At 45.0% G+C, this 16,593-nt stretch carries 9 protein-coding genes and 1 pseudogene; 3 read left to right on the forward strand and 7 right to left on the reverse strand.

Going from position 1 to position 16,593, the window contains the following annotated elements:
* Both RE317_RS01190 and RE317_RS01195 read left to right on the forward strand, forming a co-directional pair.
* Positions 1-1,923 (forward strand): Ig-like domain-containing domain, encoded by a 1,923-nt coding sequence (locus RE317_RS01190; protein ID WP_032952966.1) that lies wholly within the window; start codon positions 1-3, stop codon positions 1,921-1,923.
* Positions 1,920-2,729 carry a DUF3108 domain-containing protein gene (locus RE317_RS01195; RefSeq protein WP_005844302.1) on the forward strand — a complete coding sequence of 270 codons (810 nt, stop codon included), beginning with the start codon at positions 1,920-1,922 and terminating at the stop codon, positions 2,727-2,729. The genes RE317_RS01190 and RE317_RS01195 overlap by 4 nt, the downstream gene beginning before the upstream one ends.
* A gap of 88 nt (positions 2,730-2,817) precedes the next feature.
* Here the strand turns inward: RE317_RS01195 and RE317_RS01200 are convergent, their stop codons facing one another.
* Complete coding sequence (locus tag RE317_RS01200; protein WP_008666620.1) at positions 2,818-3,639, reverse strand: hypothetical protein; 822 nt, start codon at positions 3,637-3,639, stop codon at positions 2,818-2,820.
* A 198-nt stretch (positions 3,640-3,837) separates the two neighbouring features.
* On the opposite strand from RE317_RS01200, the pseudogene RE317_RS01205 reads away from it, so the two are divergent.
* Positions 3,838-6,260: pseudogene (locus tag RE317_RS01205) on the forward strand (ATP-binding protein).
* A gap of 117 nt (positions 6,261-6,377) precedes the next feature.
* Here the strand turns inward: RE317_RS01205 and RE317_RS01210 are convergent.
* Genes RE317_RS01210 through RE317_RS01235 form a run of 6 tightly spaced genes read right to left on the reverse strand, consistent with a single transcriptional unit; the run spans position 6,378 to position 16,481 of the window.
* A complete protein-coding gene (locus tag RE317_RS01210; protein ID WP_008666624.1) occupies positions 6,378-6,953 on the reverse strand; it encodes a hypothetical protein in 576 nt (191 codons plus the stop codon).
* Positions 6,954-7,003: 50 nt separating this feature from the next.
* Positions 7,004-8,299 (reverse strand): phenylacetate--CoA ligase family protein, encoded by a 1,296-nt coding sequence (locus RE317_RS01215; protein WP_008666626.1) that lies wholly within the window; start codon positions 8,297-8,299, stop codon positions 7,004-7,006.
* A 1-nt stretch (position 8,300) separates the two neighbouring features.
* Complete coding sequence (locus RE317_RS01220; RefSeq protein WP_008666627.1) at positions 8,301-9,965, reverse strand: C45 family peptidase; 1,665 nt, start codon at positions 9,963-9,965, stop codon at positions 8,301-8,303.
* Positions 9,958-11,448, reverse strand: coding sequence for an NAD(P)/FAD-dependent oxidoreductase (locus RE317_RS01225; protein ID WP_008666629.1), 1,491 nt, complete (start codon positions 11,446-11,448; stop codon positions 9,958-9,960). The genes RE317_RS01220 and RE317_RS01225 overlap by 8 nt, the downstream gene beginning before the upstream one ends.
* Positions 11,441-15,295 (reverse strand): trifunctional MMPL family transporter/lysophospholipid acyltransferase/class I SAM-dependent methyltransferase, encoded by a 3,855-nt coding sequence (locus RE317_RS01230; RefSeq protein ID WP_117873208.1) that lies wholly within the window; start codon positions 15,293-15,295, stop codon positions 11,441-11,443. Before RE317_RS01230 ends, RE317_RS01225 begins: the two co-directional genes overlap by 8 nt.
* On the reverse strand, positions 15,288-16,481 hold the full coding sequence (locus RE317_RS01235) for a DUF2062 domain-containing protein (RefSeq protein ID WP_117870174.1): 1,194 nt from the start codon (positions 16,479-16,481) through the stop codon (positions 15,288-15,290). Before RE317_RS01235 ends, RE317_RS01230 begins: the two co-directional genes overlap by 8 nt.
* Between the last annotated feature and the right edge of the window lie 112 nt (positions 16,482-16,593).

Below are 16,593 nucleotides of genomic sequence, written 5' to 3' on the forward strand. Positions count from 1 at the left end.
ATGAATTGGAAAAAACATAAATTACCTGCTTTGTTGATGCTGATGATCGTGGTGTATTCCTGCGCAAGCATGGGAACACCGGATGGAGGTCCGTATGATGAGGAGCCGCCCAAGTTTATCAGAAGCTCTCCCAAGCCGTATGCAACAAACAATAAGAATAAGAAGATTGCCATTGAATTTGATGAGTTCATCAAATTAGAGAAAACATCGGAGAAGGTGGTAGTGTCTCCTCCTCAATTGGAACAACCTGATATTAAGGCAAGCGGCAGAAGAGTATTGGTTAACCTCATGGACTCATTGAAACCCAATACCACTTATACCATTGATTTCTCAGATGCCATTGTGGATAACAATGAGGGTAATCCGCTAGGTAATTATGCTTTTTCTTTTTCTACGGGAGAAGCCATTGATACACTGGAAGTTTCCGGAAATGTATTGGCTGCTGCTGATTTGGAACCTGTCAAAGGTATGATGGTGGGATTGCATGCAGATCTGAGCGATAGCGCTTTTGTCAAGAAACCGTTTGACCGTGTATCCCGTACTGATAGCCGAGGGCGTTTTACCATCCGCGGTATCGCACCTGGTAAATATCATATCTTTGGTTTGATGGATGGTAACCAGAATTATTTGTATGACTCCAAGACCGAGATGATTGCTTTTTGTGATTCTATTATTATTCCTTCCATGGAGGCTGCTGTGCGTCAGGATACGTTGTGGAAGGATACAGCGACTATCGATACGATTAAAACAGTGGGGTATACCCGTTTTCTGCCGGATAATATTGTTCTAAGAGCATTTAAGGGAATAAATAACCGCCAGTATCTGTCCAAGAGCGAGCGTGATAAAGAGAATCATTTTATATTATCTTTCAGTGCGCCGGCCGATACGTTGCCTGTTTTGAAAGGATTGAACTTTGATGAGAAGGATGCGTTTATTATAGAAACGACTCCACGAAACGACTCAATTTGTTATTGGATCAAGGATTCGTTGGTTTATCAGATGGATACGCTGGAGGTTCAGTTGGATTATTTATATACGGATACACTAAACCGGTTGGTTCCCAAAACCGATACCATTTATCTGGCTAATAAACTGACAAGAGAGCAACGGGAAAAATTGCAGAAAAAAGCGAATGAGGAAAAGGAGAAGGAACGTAAAAAAAGGGAGAAAAAAGGAGATACCATCAGGGTGGAACCAACTAAATTCCTGACTATGAACGTCGATGCTCCGTCAGCATTCGATATATACAGGAATATCTATCTATCTTTTGAAGAACCTGTGGCAAGCATAGACACGGCGGCCATTCATATGGAAGTAAAGGTGGATAGTGTGTGGCAACCGGCTCCTTTCTTCTTTATGGCTGACTCGTTGATGCCACGTCAATATCAGATATTGGCAGATTGGCAACCGGAGCAGGAATATCAGTTGACTATTGATTCTTTGGCGTTTATTGGTATTTATGGGCTGCATACGGACAAAGTCCAGCAAACGGTGAAAGTGAAAAAAATGGACGAGTACGGAACTATCTTGTTGAATATAAAAGGAACTGCTCCCCATGCTGTTGCCGAGTTGTTGGATGCGAATGGAAATGTATTGCGCCAACAACCGGTAACGGAGGAAGGAACGGCGGACTTCTATTTCTTGAATCCGAGTACGAAATATTATATACGTTTGTTTAACGACCATAATAATAACGGAGTTTGGGATACGGGAGATTATGATAAGAAGATTCAGCCTGAAGAGGTTTTCTATTTCCCGAAAGTTTGGGAAATGAAAGCTAACTTTGAATTTGAAGAGAATTGGGATGTGAATGCTATTCCTATAGACAAGCAAAAGCTGGATGAAATAAAGAAACAAAAACCGGAAGAGACCAAAAAGGTGCAAGATAGAAATAAAGAAAGAGCTAGAAAACTAGGCCGATGAAAAAAACTATTCTCATATTATTGTGCGGCTGGTTTGCCATTATGGCAACCAGGGCGCAATGTGCGGCACAAAACGAAGCTATCCAGGCAGGTGAAGAATTAGTGTACGATTTAAAGTTTAACTGGAAATTCATTTGGGTTGCTGCCGGACAGGCAAAAATGGACATGCAGGCTATTACTTATCAGGGGAAACCTTGTTTTCGTAGTAACTTGATTTCTGTCAGTAACAGACAAGTTGATTTCTTTTTTAAGATGCGTGATACATTGACTTGTATTACCAGCAGTCGTCTGGAACCTGTTTATTTTCGTAAAGGAGCCGAAGAGGGCGACCGCTATACGGTGGACGAAGTATGGTTCAGTTATAAAAACGGGAAATGTATTGCCGATCAGCGTCGTATGAGGAGGGAACGGGATACGGTGAAATCGAAAGACCAAAGTGATGAGTGTATTTTTGATATGCTGAGCATATTGATGAGGGCACGTTCATTTGATGTAAGTGACTATAAAGTCGGCGATAAAATATTGTTTGATATGGCTACAGGTACTAAAGTAGAGCAGCAAACATTGATTTATCGTGGCCGGAAGAATTTTAAGGCGGAGAATGGTGTGAAATACCGTTGTTTGGTCTTTTCCTTGGTAGAGTATAAAAAAGGAAAAGAAAAAGAGGTAATAACCTTTTATGTAACTGATGATAAAAACCATTTGCCGGTGCGTTTGGATTTATATTTGAATTTTGGTTCGGCAAAAGCATTTCTGAGAGAGATAAAGGGGAACCGTCATCCTCTAACTTCCATTATAGAAAAGTAGCGGTTTGTCTTGATATAGTAATACCGCCGGGCCTTGGCAGATGCCGGGTCGGCGGTTGTGTTGTTGTATATTCATTATGAATGGTATGTTATTCATCGAACAGTTTGGCCTGTCTGGAAATAAGTTTCAAGGTCTTTCCTTCATTTAATGCAGTAAGAATAGTTTCACCCCCTTTGTTCACTTTACATAAAGAGATTTTCGGTCCCATGATTTCGGTAATCCGTATTTCACCGATTTTGGTTTCTATATTATGTCCTTCCAGTATGCCATCTTCCACTACATCAAAGCGTAATCCTTCTTTGATAGGATCATCATATCCCAGGTTGATATAAATGGTTTTTGCCTTGTCTCTTTTGGTAGATACCACTTTCAGTATTGAACCGTATACTTTGAAGTGATTTTCTACAAAAAGTCCCATTTCGTATGGCACATTGATTAATGAATTCTCTAAAGCGCTATATTGGGTGGCATCTTTACCGGATGCTGAGCCTGTCTCTTCATAATTGCGTGTGCTGATAGTTACTCCGTCACTGGTCCGTATTAAATCAAGGCGCAGGGTGAATTTCTCTTTATAACTGTTCTCACGGCTGTGGTAACGTCTGTGAGAGCTTCCGTCATCGGTTGCTTCCCTTTGTATCAGGTTTCCTTTTAACAGGTACTCTGCTCTGAAGCGGCGTGCATCTTCCAGCGGACTCAGACTGAGATCACTGCCAGCCGAAACGGCGTCCACTACATTGATGCGGTTGGTGTTGCGGATACCATCGATAAATGCGAGACGAATCAGGTTGATCGCCCTGTTGGGTATTTTGATCTCACTATTGAAGTCATCCACATAAATCGTATATTTTTGTCCGGATGCTTCTAAGGATATGACTGTCAAAATTATTAATAATAGGATATTACGTTTCATGGTTATACGAATTTGTAAGGTTTGTAATGTAGTTCTTTTACGAAAATACACAGTTCGCTGTTTATTTGCAAGTGAACTGCGTTAAAATAGATTTCGGGCATTGATTATTTATTGCCGGTGTTTATTTTTTCATGTTTAAGTATTTGGTATTGACAGATAATGATTATCTTGGTGCATAAATTAAAAGGTAGCTTGTATATGGGGAAGATTCAAGAGAATGATGCAAGGTTGCAGCAGCTTGTATCAATGGCACGCATAGGATGGTGGGAGGTGGACTTTGATGAAGGAGTTTACTATTGTTCTGAGTTTGTAGCCGATTTGTTAGGAATAGAAGGGAATAAGATTTCTGCTAAAGATTTCGCGAATCTGATTTGTGAGAATTATCGGGAGCGTATTTTGGAGGAATTTCGCTCTTTCCGGATGATGGAGATTTATGAGCAGGTTTTTCCGATACATTCCAAATATGGGATGATGTGGGTCAGTACCAAGGTCGGTGAGAAGCGTATTACCAAAGAAGGTCATGTCCGCGTCATGGGTATGTTGCAATGTATTTCCCGGCAACGGATGAATATGCAGGAGCAGACGGTAGACCGGTTGAACTCTTTATTATCTCGTTTGAACGGCATTTCCAAGTCATTGCTTGATTTTTTGCATTCTGATGATATTACCTTGGTTATCAATAAGATTTTAAAGGAGGTATTGCGCCAATTTCAAGCAGATCGTACTTATATTTTTGAATTGGACAGGAAATTGCATACGGAAGTCTGTACCTATGAAATAGCAGTGGAGGGTATAAAAGAACGTAAGGTTTTATTGTCGGAATCTTCTATTGATTATGCCTCTTGGTGGACAGGACAGATATTGGCTGGTAATCCTATCATTCTTTTTACATTAAATTTGCTTCCTGATTCAGCCGGGGCGGATAAGCGTAGATTAGAGGAATATGGAGTGAAATCTACTATGGTGGTGCCTTTGAACTCAAAAGACGGAGTGTGGGGGTATATAGGGGTGGATATGGTGCGTGAGCACCGGAATTGGTGTAATGAGGATTATCAATGGTTTGTCTCTTTGGGTAATATTATCAGTATTTGTATGGAATTGAGACGCTCTGAATCTGAAGCCCGGCTGGAAAAAGCTTATTTGCAGAATATTTATAAGAATCTTCCTGCTGGTATCGAGTTGTATGATAAGGATGGGTTTATGACAGATTTGAATGACAAGGAGATGGAAATCTTCGGTCTCCGGCATAAGGAGGATGTGATAGGATTGAATTTATTTGATAATCCTTTGCTGCCGCAGGGGTTGAAAGATAAGTTGAAAGCAGGAGCACCTATTGATATGTCGTTTAATTATGATTTCGACCGTTTGGACGGCTATTATTCTACTTCTCGTACCGGTACTATCAGTTTGATCTCAAAATTCGCTCCACTTTATGATGCTTTGGGCAATCTGATAAATATATTGTTGATCAATATTGATAATACGGAAACAACAAATGCATATAGCAAAATACAGGACTTTGAGGAGTTTTTCACATTGATTGGTAACTATGCCAAAGTAGGATATGCCCATTTTAATGCCTTGAAATGTGATGGCTATGCTGTGAATAGCTGGTATCGGAATGTAGGTGAGAAAGAAGGAACTCCATTGAATGAGATTATCAAAGTGCATTCTCATTTTCATCCGGATGATCGCAGGATGATGCTTCGCTTCTTTGATCAGGTATTGATACGGAAGCCAGCCATCTGAGGCGTGATGTGCGTATATTACGTGAAGATGGCACGTATACATGGACAAGAGTCAATGTAATGGTACGCGATTTTCGTCCGGAAGACGGGATTATTGATATGGTTTGTGTCAATTATGACATAACTGAACTGAAAGAAACGGAGCGGAAGTTGATAGCGGCAAGAGATAAAGCGGAAGAGCTGGATCGTTTGAAATCCGCTTTTCTGGCTAATATGAGTCATGAGATCCGCACTCCGCTGAATGCTATAGTGGGGTTTTCCAGCCTTTTAACGGAAACGGAAGATATGAAGGACCGCAAGCAGTACATGGCTATTGTACAGGAGAATACGGAGTTGCTTCTTCAGCTTATTTCAGATATTCTTGATTTATCGAAGATGGAGTCGGGAGCTTTTGAATTTGTCAAGAGTGATACGGATGTCAATCTGCTTTGCAGTGAGATTATCCGTTCTTTACGCATGAAAGTGCCGGCCGGTGTGGAGCTGGTGTTTGAAGAATGCTTGCCCGGATGTCATGTATGGGCAGACAAGAATCGTTTGAATCAAGTCATTTCCAATTTCATTAATAACGCTTTGAAGTTCACTTTTTCGGGCAGCATAACGTTAGGATATTATAGGCAGACAGATGGGTATCTGCGGTTTTATGTTCGTGATACAGGAATGGGAATCCCGAAGAATAAGATAAAAACAGTATTTGACCGTTTTGTGAAACTGAACAGTTTTGTTCATGGTACGGGACTTGGCTTGTCTATTTGTAAGAGTCTGGTGGAACAGATGGGTGGAACTATCGGTGTGGAGTCAGAAGAAGGAGAAGGCTCTTGCTTTTGGTTTACTTATCCTTATCAGGAAATGGCTGGTAGTATTCTGGTACCGTAGAGGGGTTTGATTAATAAAGGTTTATAGCTGTAGGGGTGAATTGAGTTCATCCGGATACATTGATTTTGTGGTATCGGGTGGGAGCATTTCACCCCTACAGTGAACCGGGATTATATGTTAGTCTAGTTTCTTCATGGCGTTGTGTACGGAACCTGCCCAATAATTGCGTAGTCCGAAACCGCGTGCTTTGCCGTTAGTCGGTGCGCTATACAGTATCTCACGGGTTTTCGTGTTGAAGAATACAATTTGATAGGTCGCTCTTGCATCTGCCTTGTTTAAAAGCATGGCAACCATAATCAATCCTGTTTTTTCTTCTTGAGAGAGGATAGGAAGTGTCTTGATGACTTCTTCTATCTGTTTTTCATCCAGGGTGTATCCGCTGTTGGTCGTCATGATCTCATCGGGATTGATGGTCTTGTTGGCATCGTTTACTGCCTCCAATGAGGTTACTTCTACATTGACACCCAGTCTTTTGCCAATATCATACTTCTTCGGCTCAGTGATGAAAAGCTTGTTGATGTCATCAAAAGTATATTTGAACTGCATGGGGCCTTCTTTTGCTCCGTACACTTTGGCACGGGTAAAGTCTATGCCATAAAATGTCACGGAAGAGATGTCTTTCAATGCGTCTTTGTTTTGCCCGAAGCAAGCCATGCTGCTTACAAGGAACAATAAAACGAGTAACTGTTTCATATTAGTTCTTTTTTAAGTGTTGTTTTGCTGCTGCCAAAGGTAGAAAAATATTATCTCAAATCAATAAATTTAACTATTTTTCGACTCATGGGCGGCATTTGTATTTTCGCGATATACTCTGCCGATTCAAAATTGATACTCGGAGCCACCCGTACTTTGGAACGGAACAGGTCTTTGATTTCTTTAGCGAAGGCTTCGCTGCGGTTTTCACTTCCGATGCGGATCAGTATTTCATCCGTTCCCAGTTCATTGGTATAAACCTCTACAATGTAATTCTTGATATGGGGGATGTTATCCAGAATATCGAATAAAGCGGGTGGGTAAAGGGTCGTACCTTTATATTTTATCATTTGTCCTTTACGGCCCAGTATGGAGCTGAGACGGATGGTGTTACGTCCGCAGGCACAAGGTTCGGTATAATGGTAACAGATATCTCCGGTCTTGAAGCGGAGCAGCGGCATTCCTCTTACTCCCAAAGTCGTAATGGTCACTTCGCCTGCTTCCCCTTCTTTTACAGGTTGGTTGTTATCATCCAGAAACTCTACGATAATCAGTTCCGGCTGGAGGTGGCCACCGTGAAATTCATTACATTCGGTAAACGAGGATTGCATTTCGGTAGATGCGTAGGTGGAGTAAAGTTGCAGGGAATCCCATTTCTCGTGTATCCGTTTACCCAGTGTGTTCAGGGTGAAATCGGGATTGCGGAGTGCTTCGCCTATGCATACACATTTCTGCATGGAGCAGTGATGGTAATCAATATGGTTCTTTTCGGCAAATTCAATCAGTTTGATCAGAAAGGAAGGGACTACCATGCCGCAAGTGGGATGGATGCGCCGGATAGTGTCCCATTGCAGTTCGGGAATGCCGTTTCCCACACGGGCTACCCCCATGCCCAGCTCACGGGCTCCCATATAGTAGGCGAGGCCCGCCATGAAACGTCTGTCTATGGTGGTCATCAGTTGTAGTATATCCTGTCTGCTGCATCCGGTGGTGGTGAATGACAGATATTCGTTGTAGGCCAGCCGGTCAAGGTCCTCGGAAGTCAATACGAAAGTGACGGGGTCGCCCAAGGTTCCCGAAGTGGTGACATAGTCAATAATTTCATCGCGGCTCACGCAAATAAAATCTTCATTATGAAGTTGCAGGTCTGTCTTGGTCGTGACAGGTATTTGTTGCAAGTCTTCTATGGTTTTTATCTGTTGTATATCGATGTGATATGCTTGGAACAGATGTTGGTAGAATCGTGAATGATTCTGCAAATAAAGCAGTTCCTCAGCCAGCCTGCTTTCCTGATAGGCTTTGATTTCTTCAGGGGAGCGGAATTGTATTTCCGGATTCTTATTCATTTTAGTTGTTTATTTTATGTTCTATACGTTCTGATTCACTTCGCTTGGGGATAGGAAGCAAGAGGGCTTTCTTCCAATTGCGCAGGGCTTTGTCCTGCTGTCCTGTGGCATGATAGTAATCTCCCAGCAACTCGTACACATAAAAGAAATGAGGGTTGGCATGTTGGAAGGCATGCAGGGTCTGTTCGTCCAGCCGTTCTTTCTTTTTAATCTGCTTCCGTAGTACAGGAGCCAGTCTTTTATAAGTCATCAGCTGTTGGTATTCCTGTTGTTGCAGGAAGGAGTCCGCAGGCACTGTCAGGTTTTCGGTATAGATTTCATGGTTGAAATCGATGGAGTCGCTGAAAATCCTGTTCAGGTCGTATGCCACGTACTTGCCGCATTGCCAGGGAGCGGTGGATACCCACATCCGTTTTTTCTCGGGTTGGAAAATGACGGAGTGATGGGCGATGAACTGGTTGATGGCCATTTCATTGGCAAGGCCCAGTTCCGCTTCTCCCACTCCTTTCCGGTTGCGCAGGATAGAGGCGGCTTTGGGGGCATCTATCGGTGCGTTTTCTTTCAGCAGTTCCTGCAAGCGGGCAAAGCGGTAGGGGCTGTCCGAAGTTTCTATGTTTTCCAGGTTCCGTTTGTCATGGCCGAAGGTTTCTGACTGGTAGTGGTTGGTACAGATGATCTGCTGCCCGTTTCCTGTGAATAAGGCTATTTTCTCCGGCGATTTTTCGATAATTGCGGCTCTGCCGTCCTTGGCCGAACCCACCAGTATGGACTCCGAGACAAATGTTTTCCGTTTCCGGGCGATAGCGTATGCTTCCTCAATGGTAGAAGCATATTGCAATATTTCCCTGGTCAGAATGGAAATAGGGGTGGCGGATGCGGCAGGCAGATCCGATTTGGCGGCATTGATGGTGACAGTCAGCCCCGTTTCATTCATGCCGGAAAGGACACCGGTCATTCCGGCCCATCCCACGGATGCGAAGCGATATCCGTTTTCGGGTTGGTAAAACGAAACGAGCTTGTTGCGTGCAAAGGCGTCACCCATGTAGAAATCGAAATTACGGCCGATGATAAGGGAAGAATCGGCACTGTTCTCACCCCAGCAGGCAAATGAACTGCATCCTACCAGCATGTAGTCCTGCATGGCATGTCCCAAGTCGTGAGCGGAGTGGTAATTCAACTGACGCTCGTAGGGGGTGCCGATGAAATCATACTCATGGGTGCAGGAGAGGGAGATGCCATAAATCTCGTCCCGGTACTCTTCCGGCACATTTTTCCCCAGATTCCGGTTGAAAAGGACAATGAAGAAACGGAGGAATTTAAGATAACTTTCAGAGGGGACTATCTCTTTTATCTGATCCACAAATACTTTTTCCTGAAAATAAAGTAAGTCGGAAGTCAGTTGGCCGATGGCTTTGCCTCTTTCGTAGGCAGGTCCGCTGACTTTCAGTTCCCAAAGTCCGCTCTCACTGTGCCGCAGGTAGTTTCCGCCATACTGCCGGAGATTGTCTTTCCGTATCACACGATCCGTTTCAGGGGTAGACGCAAATTGCGGAGTCATCATATCGGCAGATAAATAGAGATAGCCGATTCCTGTCAGGATCACCGCTATCAGCGTCAACAGGACAGCTGCCCCGTACTTTATGGTTTTCTTCAGAATTTTATGCATTGCCTACTTTCTTTGCTAAATATTCCTGACCTACAAATTCCGAACAAGTGAGCATGGCTGTCAGCGTCACGCCCAAAGCGCCGTGTACATTCAGATTCTGCCCCGTGAGGAACAGATTCTTCAGTTTGGTGCGTGTGGAAACAAAACTGATTTGCGGATACTGGTAGTTTTTGACAATGCCGTATGCCGAACCGTCTATGGTTCCGGTATAGTCCCGATAGCTCAGCGGAGTCGTGGTATGGATCTTTTCAATGCAATGATTCCAGTGAAATCCGAACCGCCTCAGGAGCTGCAAGATCTGTTCCGTCTTTTCTTCTTTGAACTGGCGGTATGCCTCGCCACGGTGTTCGGGGGTCGTATCCGTCCATTTGCTGACCTCATCCATATACATGGGGGTCAGTATGGAAACCACCTCTGTGAATTTGCTGTTGCCGCGGGGTACTTGCATGGAGATCATGCAACTGGGGGTATTCCCTTTGTGCATCTCTTTGTCATACCATACATCCTCATTGCCGTGCAGGTATATATTATGGTTCTGATAGGGGCAACAGTCTTTTTTCATCATCAGATTGAGCGTGAATATCCCGTAACTGTTTTCCAGTGACTTGATGCGAGACACAAAAGCCGGTTTGATGGAATGGTTCTTATCCAGCAGGGATAAGGTGAGTTGCGGATGCAGGTTGGATATGACGTAGGTACTTTCCAGTATCTCTTCATGGTTCACTTCCACTCCTTGTATGGCTTCATCCTTGACAAGGATACGGGTCACTTCTTTCCGGTTCAGCACCGTACCGCCGTTGGCACGTATGATATGGATTAATTCCAGACTGACTTGCATACTTCCTTCCGTGAAACGATAGGCGCTCTCCAGATAAGAGTTGTTAATCATGGCGTGCTCATAGAAGGTGGATTTATTTTTGATCCCGCCATAGAGCAGGGAGGTTGCGGCAAGTACATTCTGTAAATCCCTGTTCGTGGTAACGGATGCTATCATCCCGGCTGCTGAGGTGGCAAAGAAATCCATGCCTTCTTGGGACAGGCGGCCTTTTTTCAGGTGGTCTGTGCTGATCAGGTTTCCCACCGATCGGATAGCTGCCACATACCGTTTTAAGTTCTCCCGTTCATGGGGGAATGAGTGGCACAGGGTTTCCATGAACCGTTCATGCCCCATGGCGTAATCATAGATAGCGTCTTTATAATAAATCCGGTCGAACACTTCTTCATCCATCCGTTTGATGGATAACTTGTCCATGATACCGAAATAACGGAAATACTGATTCATGATTTGTCCTTCATCCAGACTGCCGATATAGTGAATGCCGGTATCCATCCGGTGCCCGCCGCGTTGGTAAGTCTGGAAGCAGCCGCCAAACAGTTCATTCTTCTCCAGCACACAGACGTGGTAGCCCTCTTTGCTCAAGATGGCTCCGCATTCCAGACCGCCCAGTCCGCTGCCTATGATGATGATATCGTACTTACTCATGTTCCGGTTTGTTTTTTTGGAAGATATAAATCGTATTCGAGGTATATCTGTCATTAGGTAAAATCTCCAGCTGCATCCCACCTTCTTGCGCGATGCTCCTTATTTGCGCTTCGGATGTGAAACAAAGTTGTTCTGTCGTCTTGTTGAAACTGAAAATGCCGGTAGACAGCAGTTCCGTGAAACGGGTGAGGCGGTGTTTCCGGGTGTTGGCGGCATTGCCGTCCCGCACAATCAGCTTTCCTTCCGGGCGCAACCGCTCCATGCATCTGAGCAATAAGGTCCGCTGGTGCTCATAGCTCATATAATGCAGGATATCATTCAGTATGAATGCGTCACTTTCCGGCAAAGGGTATTCCAATGCATTGGCGCATACAAATTGCAGGCGGGGAGTGCGGAGCCAACCCTGTTGCGCTACTGCTATCTTGTCCTCATCATAATCAATCCCTGTAATCTCCCGTTCCTCGGAAAGTTGGGAAAGCATATAGCAAAGCGGTCCGAATCCGCAACCGATATCAGTAATCTGTCCTTTGACGGGAACCAGCCGGTTGAATAACCTGTAGTTATCCTCCATTTTCACCTTGATGCGTATATACCATTCCTCTACCGGTCCTTTATAGATATAGTTCTGTACCAGGTTTTCGTAGAAGACGGGATTGTCCGTTGTGCTCTGCTCCCGGCAGATACGGGCATATTCTTTTTTCATCCGTGCGGAGATGCTTTTGGTACGTTCCTGATAAGTGGTTCCGTACGTAGCATCGTTGGCCGGGATACGCGGCAGAATCTCTGTCAGCATGATGCCTTTCCGTACATTGAACGGCTGTGCTTTCGCTATGATTTTACAGTTACCGTAAAGGATGACCGGAATGATATCCAGTTGCAGTTTTTCCGACAGATAGAAGGCTCCTTTATGGAAACGCTTCATCCGTCCGTCGTAGGTACGTGTCCCTTCGGGGAAAATGGCGATGGAATATCCTTCTTTCACCTTTTGGCGCATTCGCTCCACGTAAAGCTCGTAGCCGTCTCCTACGTAATAGAAATCGGCATAGCGGATAATGGCTCCGAAGAAAGGAGAGTGCCATACCCAGTGATTGGTTACCATGACCAGTTTGGGAGTCAGAGCCAATAATACCAGTATGTCGATGAAAGACTGATGATTGGCTATCAGGATGGCAGGCTTTTTAAACGTTTCTCCCGTCCGGTTTATTTTTTCTTTATGTACAAATGTGGCTATATGGATCAGGCCTTTGCAGGTGACATGTATCAGTTGGCAAAGTACTTGTTTCTTATAGGCTTTGCGGATAGGAAGCAAGGTCATGACAGCTATCAGCAAGCGCAGGAACAGGCATCCGATAAAGAACAGCAGGAACAGGCCGCCGGTTCTTGCCAGTCCTGTCAATGTATAAGGGGGCAACCCTTTGGAAGCGGGTGCTGTGATGAAGAACCGGAAAAGGATGGGTTGCAGCGTGTAGGCCACCAGTACGACGGCAATCATTCCCAAAATGGAGATGAGGGAAATGGACTGCAATGCCGGATGGCGTGCGAAGACCAACGTACCCATACCTATCACGGTGGTGAAAGCGGAGAAGAAGATGGCTGTTTTGTGCGAGTTCAGCAACTGCCGTCCTGTGCGGTACTTATTCTGCAATCCGTCCATAATGAAAATGCTGAAATCATCCCCGATTCCAAAAATAAAGGTGGACAGAATGATGTTGATGATATTGAATTCAATACCCAGCATGCCCATTAACCCCACAATGATAATCCAGCTGACCAGCATCGGCAGGAAACTCATCAGAGTCAGTTCTATGCGTCCGTAGGAGATCCATAAGGCAAAGAAAATCAGAAAAGAGGAGATATAAAGAATCAGATAGAAATCCTGATTGACGGCTGATACCCATTGGTTGGCGAAATAGCCGCGGTCGAAGATAACCACCTTCTCTTTTGGTTGGAAAAGGGGGTACACCGCTTCCTTGTCGGCCTCGTTCATCCGTACCTGAGTAATCAGCATGGTCAGGGAATCGGCGGAAGTCTGCCATTCGTTCAGAAGCCGGGTAGTGATTTCATTCTGGTAGTCCAAAGGCTGGAACGGACGGTCGAGCCATTGGAAAAACGGCTCGAATGCATGTTCACGGAAATGATAACGGGCAGCCTCTGTCCGGATAGTTTCGCGTAACCGGGCTTTCTTTTCCGGAGTCCAGTAGTTGTGCCATTGTTTCAACCGTGCTTCCTGCACCTCTTCCGGTATCAGAAACTGTCCGGCAGAGGCGTAATCTTTTATTTTTCCTTCTTCTTTCAGTTGGGCGAGCAGCCGGTTCGTTTCGGCGTATTGTCCGGTAGCGTCTCCCATATCTTTGCCTGTACTGACAAAGAGAACAGTCTTTTCTTTCTTGTCAAAGAGTTCGGCCAGCTTGTTTTCCGATTGTTTCAAGTGGGCAGGCTCATAGTTCAGACTCATCATATCCTCGTTGAAACGCACGTTCTGCGAGGTGAATAAACATATTATGGTCAGCACGAGAATGCCCCCTACCAAGCCTTTGTTCTTTTCGTATGGATAAGCGTTCAGTTTCTCGATAAAGCGTAGCACCGCCCCTTGTTTTACATGCGCCTGCCCTTTCAGGAAATGCGGCAGATAGACCAGGCAAAACAGCGTGGTTCCTATCAAGGCAAGCGAGGCGAACAGACCGAAATCCCGTAACAGGTTGGAACTGGTAAAGAGGAGGCCGAAAAAGGCGCCGATGGTAGTAAAACTGCCTACGGTAAGCGGATAGGCGATTTCTCTGATTAATTGTTGTACCGATGATACATGATTCTGATGCGCCAGCATGTGTATGGAGTAGCTCAAGGCAATGCCCATTACGGCGGAGCCCGCACCTACGGCAATGGCTGAAATGCCGCCTTTGATAAAGTAGATGAGGCATAAGGCGAATAAAGCTCCGAACAGCACCGGGGTGATGATAAGCGGAATGGATTTCTTATGCTTGAATACCAGAGATATGAAGACAATGATGATAATCAGCGCGATGGAAGAAGTGACCAGCGTATCTTTCTTTATCTGTCGTGCATTGTACACTCCTACGGAAGGACCTCCGAAATATTCGGCAACCAATTGGGGATATTCCTTTTCCGCTTTTTGCAGCTCATTTTCAATCAGCCGGATGAGTTTGTCATTTTTGCCCGTGCTTCCGGTGTTGAATACCGGGGTGATGAACATCAGCAGGGTGGAACCGTCCCGTGAGAAGATATGCTCATTAATCAGTTCGTAATTAGCTTCCAACTGGAAGTCTTGCAGGTGTTTCAGCGTCTGGCTGCCCAGTCCCAACGGGTCCCGCATAATGTAGTTCTTCAAGGCGAATCCTGCCGGAGATATCAGGTTGGAATAGTTCTTCTGCATCAGGGCGGCAATGTTTCCGGCGGTAAGCAAGGTGTCCAGCCGTTGGTAGTCCTCGTCGGAAAGGAACAGGGGCAGGTTGTCGTAAACAAAATCTCCGACACTGTTGATCAGGTTTTCGTCGGCTTTTGAGAAGATCTCTTTAATCAGGGTTCCTTCCGCTTGTTGCTGTAAATCCTGTTTAATGGTTTCGGCAGCTTCAATCAGGGAATCCGCATCCGCCACACCGTCCTTGCCGGACAGCATGATCATAATCTTATCCTTTATCTTCAGATTTTCAAATACGTTGATGGCATTTTGGGAGTCCTTGGTATCCGGAAAGAAACTGGTTACGTTTTCCTCGAATCTGACTTGGGCGGCAAAAAGGGCCATAAAGAGGATGCATACGCTGAGGGACAGGTAAAACAAGACTTTATGCCTTTCAAAATAGTTATATAATCCAACAAAGAATTTAGTCATATCCGTTTTTTCTCCTACATATAGCCAGCAACACGGTGGAGATTACTCCAGACAGCAGACTGCAAGCCATTGCAAAGATAATGCTTCCTATTAAATATTGCTCTAAAACTGATTTGACATTTTCAAGAGAAAGGTCTCCGAGATGCAAATCGGGAGGATTACCCAGTACCATGCAGCCTGTCCGGTAACTGCCGTACAGCAATAGGGGAATCATGGGTGGAATACTGATATTGGCGGCGACAAGGGCAATCACTTTATTCAGTCTGAACAGATGCGCAAGAAAGAGGGTGATCAGCATCTGATAACCCCATAACGGAACGATACCCATAAAAATCCCCAGCATGATGGCGAGTACAATCTTCAGGTTGGATTCCCGTGTATTCAGCACATGGTCGGTGAAGAATCGCTTGCAGTTGCTCCATGACAGTTTGCGGAGCAGGTTACGGGGAACAATCCAAAGGCAGGTAATCAGCACCAGCACCGTGTTCAGCACACTGATACGGGTAAAATCCCGGAACGGCCGGAAATGGGATACCCGTTCTGCTTGCGGGGGATAATACACGTGGATGGAAATGTTCTTCACCGCTACATCTCCCCATGCGGCAAAGACGATGGCTTCCAACTCAAATTCGTATTTGGCGGTGTACCAGCAGCTTTGCACATCCATTTTGCGCAGAGGGTAAAGGCGGTATCCCGATTGTGTATCTTCCAGTTTCAGCCCGGTTTCCAGTCTGAACCAGAAATTAGAGAATTTATTGGCGAAGGTATTCTTGCCCGGCATATTGTCGGAGGCCAAGTTTCGGGCGCCTACCAGTAGCGTGTCGGGCTCTTTTTCAATGGCTTCGATAAAACAGGGAATATCGGAAGCGAAATGCTGTCCGTCCGAATCGATGGTGATGGCATAGCGGAAACCTTCTTTTTTTGCTTGGGAAAGACCGTGCTTCAAAGCGGTTCCTTTTCCTTTATTGACAGGATGGGTAATGGTGCGGATAGCCGGATATTGTTCCAGAATGTTGGCCGTATCATCCGTAGAGCCGTCATTGACGACAATGATATCGTCTGCATACCTGCATACCTCCTCAATGACTGCCGCCAGTGTCTTCCCGTTGTTGTAGGTGGGAATAACGACGACAATCTCCAGTTCCTTTAGTTTCTTCCGCCAAACCGATGTTGTGTTTGTACTCATCTTGTTTTTCAGTCAAACTATTCAGATACGTTTGGGATGAATGTTTTCGTACCTGAACTTATGTGGTTTCTAATGGGTGACAAAGATAGTATATTTTCGGATGCGGGCATTC

Source organism: Phocaeicola sp. GP0067 (assembly GCF_031119655.1).
Lineage (GTDB): Bacteria > Bacteroidota > Bacteroidia > Bacteroidales > Bacteroidaceae > Phocaeicola > Phocaeicola vulgatus.